The sequence below is a fragment of the Bacillus sp. AF62 genome, from assembly GCF_050312695.1.
Lineage (GTDB): Bacteria > Bacillota > Bacilli > Bacillales > Bacillaceae_G > Bacillus_A > Bacillus_A cereus.
The window spans coordinates 1-3,079 of sequence record NZ_JBNPJZ010000179.1; the positions used below are offsets into that span (position 1 = coordinate 1).

Below are 3,079 nucleotides of genomic sequence, written 5' to 3' on the forward strand. Positions count from 1 at the left end.
ATACTCTCTCTTCTACAGCTTATAATAATTATACAATTATTCCAAATGAAGCAATAAAATTTGATGATCTTTTTAAACAAGCAAAAGAAGCTTATAGTAAATATGGATTTATCCCTAAAGATATAGCTACTCAAGTGTACGGATATTATAAAACAGGTACGATTGATTATTTAGCAGCAGTAAAAAGTTTTATCTCACTGGCTGGTCTTATTCCTGAGGTAGCTCCTTTTGTTCCTTTTGCAAATCAATTTGTTTCTTTTATTTGGCCTAAATTATTTGGTGGCTCTTCTAATAATCCACCAGATATTTTTGAACAACTAAAACCACAAATTCAAGCTTTAGTTGATGAAGCGATATACAAGCAAAATGAACAATTATTAGCTGATACCGCTTCAGGTTTTCAAGGGGTTATAAATTTATATTATGAAAAAGTAGAAGATTATAAGAAAGATCCTACGGATACAAATAATTTAACATCTTTACGTGGCCAAGTTGATATTGTTCGTAACTTTTTTGTTCATGACGCTCCGCATTTTATGAATTCCGGAATGGTAGCAATGCCATATTTAGTTAATATGACTAATTTACAATTGATGGTTTTAAGAGATGCAATACAAGCTGGAACTAGATGGGGTTATAGTGATAATACAATAGCTACCCTTTTAACCGCTTTTAGAAATATTACTCGTGATTACAGTAAATGGGTATATGATACTTTTACGAAAGAATTAAATGATAAATATTCTAATTATGCAAATATGAATGATTGGAATAAACGTAATGACTTTATAACGATAGCGACGTTAACAGGTTTAGATTTTGTTGCTTTATGGCCTACTTTAGATCCAAAAATGTATCCAACCGAAAGTGATATCGATTTTACAAGAACCCTAACATCTAAAATTACATGGTCAGGGGTTCCTAGCAAAGCGTGGGCCACAAATTTACCAAGTTTTGACAACGTGCGATACAAGGGACGATTATCTAAAATAGAACTTGCGAATTTTACTGATAATAATGCTATGACTGCATTTTTTAATGGAATTAGAGAAACGATCCATACGGTTAATGGCGATATCACTTATTCAGATTATCGAATGTCTAATCTGAATTGGAACAATATAAACATTGATTCGAATAATCCAATTGTAAAAACTTCTTTAACAAATGTTATCTACAATAAAGTTCAAAATGCAGATTTTACTGTTACTTTATCTGATGGTACATCAAAAAGCATGGGAGCTTATGCTCCTATAGGGGCATCCTCACCAAGATATGGCGAAGAATTATCAGCACCTGCCAACCATAAAGTTGATCTTGTATTTTCAACATTTAATAGTGCGGATCCATTTTACTCTTATGTGAATGTATATACCCCAATGAAATTAGTTCCAGAAAACATTATTGGAGATGATGTTCAAATTAATGGATTTCCATTTGAAAAAACTTCTTATGGAGGTACAGTTGTTAAAGAATGGTTAAATGGTGCGAATGCGATGAAGCTTTCTCCTGGACAATCGATAGGTATTCCTATTACAAATGTAACAAAACAAAACTATCAAGTGCGTTGTCGTTATGCAAGTAATAGTGATAATCCTGTTTTCTTTAATGTAGATACTGGTGGAGCGAATCCAATTTTCCAACAGATAAACTTTGAATCTACTGTAGATAGTAATATGGGAGTAAAAGGAGAAAATGGCGTCTATGTAGTCAAATCTACCCCTACAGTTGATAATCCTATTACAGTAGAAATACCTGCGAAGACGATTAATGTTCATTTAACAAATCAAGGTTCTTCTGATATCTTTTTAGATCGTATTGAGTTTGTTCCTATTCTAGATTCACCAAGCGGTAACGGCGGTAACAATCATATAGATTTAAAAGATGTCAGTGCAGACGTATGGCCTAAAGAAGTGTGGAAAAGTGATGTATTATATGATTCAATGGATTTGACTGGTAGTGTTTGGGGCAATGCTATTTTTATACAATATTATAATGATCAGAAACAAATAGGTCAAAGTTTAGAATATGCCACAGAACCTTTTCAGATTAAACAAACTATTTCTCCTTTTAATCGTATCCTACTTCAAACGAATGCAAATTATGGTGGTTCTCTTACTTTAAAAGGTACTTTTACTAATAGTACTAAAAATATATTCTCATTTAAACTTCCAAGTGATTTACAAAATATCACAACGCAAGTGAATGCTCTATTTGCATCTGGTACACAAGATGCACTTGCAAAAGATGTAAGTGATTATGATATTGAAGAAGTGGTTCTAAAAGTAGATGCATTATCTGATGAAGTGTTTGGAAAAGAGAAAAAAACATTGCGTAAATTGGTAAATCAAGCGAAGCGCTTAAGTAAGGCGCGTAATCTCCTGGTAGGAGGCAATTTTGATAACTTGGATGCTTGGTATAGAGGAAGAAATGTAGTAAACGTATCTAATCACGAACTGTTGAAGAGTGATCATGTATTATTGCCACCACCAACACTGTACCCATCTTATATCTTCCAAAAAGTAGAGGAATCGAACTTAAAAGAGAATACACGTTATACTGTGTCTGGTTTTATTGCACATGCAGAAGATTTAGAAATTGTTGTGTCTCGTTATGGGCAAGAAGTGAAGAAAGTGGTTCAAGTTCCATATGGAGAAGCATTCCCATTGACATCGAGTGGAGCGATTTGTTGCCCTCCACGTTCTACAAGTAATGGAAAACCTGCTGATCCACATTTCTTTAGTTACAGTATTGATGTAGGAACATTAGATGTAGAAGCAAACCCTGGTATTGAATTCGGTCTTCGTATTGTAGAACGCACTGGAATGGCACGTGTAAGTAATTTAGAAATTCGTGAAGATCGTCCATTAACGACAAATGAACTCCGCAATGTACAACGTGCAGCAAGAAATTGGAGAACAGCATATGACCAAGAACGTGCAGAAGTAACGGCCCTGATTCAACCTGTATTAAATCAAATCAATGCGTTGTATGAAAATGAAGATTGGAATGGAGCAATTCGTTCTGGAGTTTCTTATCATGACTTAGAAGCAATTGTTTTACCAACATTACCAAAATT

Annotated in this window: 1 protein-coding gene; it reads left to right on the forward strand. The window is 33.8% G+C overall.

Annotated features, from left to right (window positions below):
• Positions 1 to 3,079 (forward strand): insecticidal delta-endotoxin Cry8Ea1 family protein (locus tag ACQRBL_RS32020; protein WP_427736380.1); only part of this gene is annotated, 3,079 nt, incomplete at both ends.